The organism is methanotrophic endosymbiont of Bathymodiolus puteoserpentis (Logatchev), assembly GCF_900128525.1.
GTDB lineage: Bacteria > Pseudomonadota > Gammaproteobacteria > Methylococcales > Methylomonadaceae > Methyloprofundus.
The window spans coordinates 1-5747 of the sequence record NZ_FQTQ01000188.1; the positions used below are offsets into that span (position 1 = coordinate 1).

General features: G+C 36.2%; 4 protein-coding genes. 1 reads left to right on the forward strand and 3 read right to left on the reverse strand.

The annotated features are described in order from the left end of the window. Positions 1–116: 116 nt before the first annotated feature. From BQ7314_RS13570 to BQ7314_RS13580, 3 genes are all read right to left on the reverse strand, one after another. Positions 117–1061, reverse strand: coding sequence for a glycosyltransferase family 9 protein (locus BQ7314_RS13570; protein WP_174484230.1), 945 nt, complete (start codon positions 1059–1061; stop codon positions 117–119). Positions 1062–1137: 76 nt separating this feature from the next. Continuing rightward, positions 1138–2226: a glycosyltransferase gene (locus tag BQ7314_RS13575; protein WP_174484231.1), complete on the reverse strand. Its 1089-nt coding sequence runs from the start codon at positions 2224–2226 to the stop codon at positions 1138–1140. 46 nt (positions 2227–2272) lie between these two features. Then, positions 2273–3508 carry an O-antigen ligase family protein gene (locus BQ7314_RS13580; RefSeq protein WP_174484232.1) on the reverse strand — a complete coding sequence of 412 codons (1236 nt, stop codon included), beginning with the start codon at positions 3506–3508 and terminating at the stop codon, positions 2273–2275. A 73-nt stretch (positions 3509–3581) separates the two neighbouring features. Here BQ7314_RS13580 and msbA point away from each other — a divergent pair, with 73 nt between their 5' ends. Next, the gene (msbA, locus tag BQ7314_RS13585; RefSeq protein ID WP_174484233.1) at positions 3582–5330 is read left to right on the forward strand and encodes a lipid A export permease/ATP-binding protein MsbA; all 1749 of its coding nucleotides are present in this window, start codon (positions 3582–3584) and stop codon (positions 5328–5330) included. Positions 5331–5747 lie beyond the last annotated feature (417 nt).

The window sequence follows — 5747 nt, forward strand, 5'->3', positions numbered from 1 at the left end:
CGCATCTGCGCTTCAATTTCTTTTGAGTAAGGTTTTATCTTGGGTCGATTTTAAATAAAGTTTATGAGTTGCATCATTATAATTCTTAAATTGAACTTGCCTAAATTAATTTGTGCTCATTCCTTATCTGGGCTATAAAGTGCAAGTAAGGGTTTTTTTAAACCTGATGCAATATGCACTATTGCCGTGTCTACAGAAATTACCCATTCAGCTTTAGATACTAAAGCTATCGCATCATAAATTGTCCTGCACTCAGGATAATAGAACACATTAGTGCGATCTAAATTAAGGCATAATTCGTGAACCTCAGAAATTGTTTCTGGTGTAGACAAAATAGCAATATTTATATTAGGCCGCAACTTAAGAGCCTCAATGATTATTTTTTTAGTAGTAAGCGTGTTTAATTTGCGCTTTTTACTGCTACCGTAAGGATTAATTACTAATAACGAACGTTCTCCTTTCATAGCTAAGAATCGTTCAGATTTTGCCACTGCCTTAATATTTAAAGGGACTTGATATTTTGGTGTTACTGCTTCGATACCTAAATATTCAAGAAGAACTACAAACTTCTGTGCAAAATGTTTACCTTGTGTATCTCTTCCTAGTTTAATATTAACTCGTTGAATTTCATCATCTAAGCCAGCAACATTCAGAGCCTGTACTTTACTTAGGAAATATAGATCTTTCATTTTCATAAATGAAAAATGAACCAGTAAATCAACAACTCCTAGCTGCTCTGCAAGTATTTTTAATCGTTTATAAGAAGGTCTTTTAGGTATCTCAATAACTTGGTTAACATCTACATAATTTCGAAAATAGTCAGACATCGCTACTGATGTAACTACACTGATTTTAACCTCAGGGTATGTTTTTCGTAAGTGCTCGAATACAAATGAAGAAATGATGGCATCACCCCATTTTGCATCCCAGCGAATAAATACAATATGCTTCAGGTTTGATATTGGAAGTGTTGCAGGTTCAAGCGCAATGTCAAATAGCAAAATTCCAAAAATCCTTCTTACCCAATCTCTCGAAAATCGTAATAGGTGTTTGATTTCCATTTACGTAACCTTGACCATAAGCAGACTATAATTTATCAAAAAGTGAATAGAAATGCACAACAAATATTTATAATGACTAGAGATCACTAAGGGTATTCTCTAAAAGCTGGTAATTAATCTTTTTATCAAATAATTGCTCAGCTCTTTTTTTACCTTCTAAAACAATTGCATTTACCTCGGCTGGATGTGTAATAAACCATTCTAATTGCTCAGCTAAGGCTAGTGCATTTTCTGTTTCAAATAATAAGCCGGTTTTCTGGTGTTCAATAATTTCAGTGACGCCTCCTGCTTTAGAACCAATCGCTAAAATACCCGCTCTCATCGCCTCGATAAGTACCAAACCAAAAGTTTCGCAACGTGTGGTTAAAATCAAGGCATTAAAATGCGCTAAATATTGTGCTGGGTTCTGTATAAAACCACAAAATGTTACCTTTGAAGTTATACCTAAATTTTTAGCCAACGCCTTAAGTTCAGATAAATAACTTTCGCCCATCGCATGTCCAACAAAATAGCAATGTATATTCGCTTGCGATAAATCAGCTAAAGCTTGCAACATTAAATGCTGTCCTTTCACTGGTTCAAGCCTTCCCAGTACAATAATATTAATTTTATGAGGATTAATTGCAAAAGGTAAGTTTGCTGCTTGCTTAATGCTATCGACACCTGGGTAGATTTTATAAAGCTTGCCCCTTGCTACTGGCAAGTTACGTTGAGCTTGTTCATGTACAAAGTCACAGACACTGACATAAGCATCAATCGAAGTATAGATCCAACGATGATAGATACTTTTCTTTGGGCGCGGTAATGACATATGTCGGCTTACAACCAATTGCAATTTATAGTGCTTTGCTATTAATATTTTCTTAACCAATGCGGCTAATGGAAGATCTTTTGCCCAGTGAATATGAAGCAGTGAAATATTATTTTCTGTTATCCATTGGGCAATTTTTAGCGCAGTAAAATAAGGAAAATGACGCATACTGAGCGCTGAAGAAAGATAAATATCTCTACCCGTTAAATTAGATAATGATTCTGCTATCCAGCTTTTTTCTAGTGCTATCGCATAGCTAAATTTAGCTATATTTTTAACAGTATCTACCGCCACCATTTCTAGCCCTCCTTTAGCAGGAGATAAACAAAGCATAGCCCAGTTATTATTTTGCATAGTTAATTCACGCTGTATATCTAAATAAATAAGTTTATCAATTCAATCATTCAGAGCTTTCCTCTCGCTCTATATTGCTTATCATTCCAGCAATACTGACTACCATGACTGAAAAAAATAAAACCATCACTTGGTGGCCAAAAGAATAATTAGTAAGACCAAAAATTAAAAACCCACAAACCAAAATAAGTCCTAAGGTGCTTAAATATCTTATTTTATAAGTACTACCTATAGATAAAGAACTATAAAAATAATAAGAGACACCTGCATAAAGGAAAATATAACTTAGAAAGCCAATGATTCCGGTTGTTACTAATATCTGTAAAGGTTCATTATGTGCATGGTCAAATATTTGTATTTTTGGTATTTTACCTGCCTCTATTTTTTCTTTGAGAGCATCATTAAACTGCCCTGAGCCAATCCCAACAATAGGATGTTCAGTAAAAATTATCCATGCAGCTTTCCATAATTCAAATCGGATGCCTTCTGAGCTGTTTGCAGATTTCAAACCATCTGAGTAAAGATAAGTACTGACATTATGATAGGCTGAATCAGTTCGTGACTTAAAATAAGCATTAGAGGAATAAGTAATAATCAGTATGATTGCTAAAACTGCAAAGCTTAATGTTTTTTGCCACTTTTTTGCAGGAAAATAAAATAAGAATAAGCTAATAAAAAGGGGCAAGGCAATCCAGCCGCCCCTGGTCCCAGACAAAATTGAGGCTGTTAATCCAAATCCAAAAGCAACGAGACAAAGCAAAATCAATGTTTTTTTATAACCACCATTAAGTAATAAAAATAACCCAAACATGCTCATTACCCCAAGTAGGAGGCCAAGGTTACCAAAATTTATTTTCAAAATATAGCCATGCACATTAAGTGCATCAATAAACATAGCCTGATAAATTGCAAATAGTCCAGCCCCTATAGCACCCAGAAGTATGCCGATAAAAAAAGGTTTTAAGCTTACTTTTGCTTGTCGTAATGCAAAATAAATGGGTATAACTAAAATAAATCGTAAATAGTAATCTAAATACCTAACTCTTAAATCCCTTAATAGCACATCAAAAGCTATAACAATAGGTAGTAAAATTAAGGACAAAATTAATATTTTTTCCTTAGTCTTTAAACTAAAGTTAATAGGTCTATGCTGTACTAATTGTATGAGAGACAATATAAATAGCGTTATGGCTGCAATATTATCTCCATGACGGACAGTTAAAACTAACGCAGGCATTAAGCCTAGTGATATAGAAAATAATGTAGCTAATATTTTAGTCATTCATTTTAACTGTATGGAATTTTTAGTTCGTGCTAAGCTGATGTGTACACGGTTATCTCTATCTTTTTTCTGCATGACACAAAAAACTTCAAGCTTTACAATTTACACGCGACTTCTTAAATATGTCGTGCCTTTTATCAAGTTCTTTATAGTTAGTGTGCTTGGCTTTGTTATTGTAGCAGTTGCCCAGCCTTTGTTTGCCGAACTTGTGAAATTAATTATTAATACGATAGAGCAAGGTAATAAGGCCGAGAATAAATTTTTACCTGCCTATATTATGGCACTTGTGCTATTGAGAAGCACGGGGGCTTTTTTTGGTAATTATTTTTTAGCCAAAGTCTCAGTGAATGTTGTCAATCAGCTTCGACAAGAAATTTTTAATCACTACACGAAACTTTCTATAGAATATTTTGATGCGCAAAATAGCGGCCACTTAATTTCACTGATAACCTATAATGTCGCAGAAGTCACTCGCGCTGTCACGGATTCGGTAAGAACCTTTATTAGAGAAGGATTAACAGCTATTGGCTTGTTAGGCTATCTACTTTGGCTTAACTGGCAGTTAACGCTTATATTTTTCATTATCGCGCCGTTTATCGCTGTGCTAGTCACTAAGGTCAGCAAAAAACTAAGATCGCTAAGTAAAAATGTACAAGATTCAATGGGCGATATGACGCATATTACTTCTGAACTGGTCATGGGAGCTCGGGTTGTTAAATGCTTTGGTGGTTCTGATTATGAAATAAAACGTTTTAAAAAAGTCAGTCTTTTTAATAAGCAACAGTCGCAAAAAGTTGCCTTAGTCGCTGCCATTCAAAATCCGATTATGCAGCTATTAGTTGCTTCGGCTTTATCCGCTCTACTTTTCTTAGCTTTAACCATTATGGATACCGCGAATACCGGTGATTTTGTCGCTTATTTATTAGCGGCTTTTATGATACCTAAACCCGTTCAATCCTTAGCCCAAGCAAATAATGACATTCAAAAAGGTATAGCGGCAGCTGGCGATATTTTTAATGCCTTAGATGTGGAGCCAGAGAAGGATCAAGGTACTATTGATAAGGCAAAAGGTAAAGGTATATTACACTTCGAAAATATTTCTTTTAGCTACCCTAACTCTAAACAGCTCGCGTTAAAAAAGATTAACCTTACTATTGAAGCAGGACAAACGGTTGCGATTGTAGGCGCTTCAGGTAGTGGTAAAACCACCTTAACAAATTTAATTCCACGTTTTTACGATTATACTCAAGGGCGTATTTTAATTGATGGTATTGAGATTAATCAATACAGCTTAAGCTGTTTAAGAGAGCAGATTGCTTTAGTGACCCAAAATATTACTTTATTTAACGATACTGTCTTTAATAATATCGCTTATGGTGTTTTGGGTAATGTTGAGGAGGCGGCCGTCTTGAAAGCGGCGGAAGATGCCTATGCAACTGAGTTTATTGAGGCTTTATCGCACGGCATACAAACGGAAATCGGCGAGCATGGTATACAGTTATCTGGCGGGCAAAGACAGCGTTTAGCTATTGCACGCGCCTTATTAAAAAATGCACCTATCTTGATCCTTGATGAAGCGACATCTGCTTTGGATACACAATCTGAACGTTATATTCAAAAAGCTTTAGAGCATGTGATGGCACATAGAACGACGATTGTTATTGCACATCGACTGTCTACTATAGAAAAGGCAGATGTCATTTTGGTTATGGAGCATGGCGAGATAATTGAGCGTGGTTCACATACGGAGCTAATTGCTAAACAAGGTGCTTATGCGCAATTGCATGCCATGCAGTTTACTGAGAGTGCAGGTATTACTTGATTCATCACCCAAGAGCTACCACTATTTTCAAGAGCCAGCTAACACCTTGTCACCTAATATTCTCTATGCAGGACTCCCAAATAAAGTAGCCGCATCACTGCAATCCCATGATAGGTTTGGGAGCTTCTATCACAAAAATCGATTCACCACACGGCGAATCAATAGTGCCCCAGTGTCCCCCCCCCCTCACTGTCATTAAGTTAAGAGCAATAGAATATGGGGCGCAGTGCTTTAGCCTGCTATTTTCAGCTATGAAAGCAGGCTAAAGCACTGCGCCCCAATGAGCTAATTCCTTAACTTAATGGTAGTGAGTGTACCCCCTACATCCATCACAACTATGACCAAAAATCCAATACAGTTGCAGGGTTATCTTCGAAAAAATACCCCCCTCGCACGTTGTTAGTGCACTTTGGATTC

What these genes read in the sequence shown, in the direction of transcription:
- BQ7314_RS13570 (WP_174484230.1), bottom strand. Translation starts at nt 1,061, where the DNA reads ATGGAAATCAAACACCTATTACGATTTTCGAGAGATTGGGTAAGAAGG.
- BQ7314_RS13575 (WP_174484231.1), bottom strand. Translation starts at nt 2,226, where the DNA reads ATGCAAAATAATAACTGGGCTATGCTTTGTTTATCTCCTGCTAAAGGA.
- BQ7314_RS13580 (WP_174484232.1), bottom strand. Translation starts at nt 3,508, where the DNA reads ATGACTAAAATATTAGCTACATTATTTTCTATATCACTAGGCTTAATG.
- msbA (WP_174484233.1), top strand. Translation starts at nt 3,582, where the DNA reads ATGACACAAAAAACTTCAAGCTTTACAATTTACACGCGACTTCTTAAA.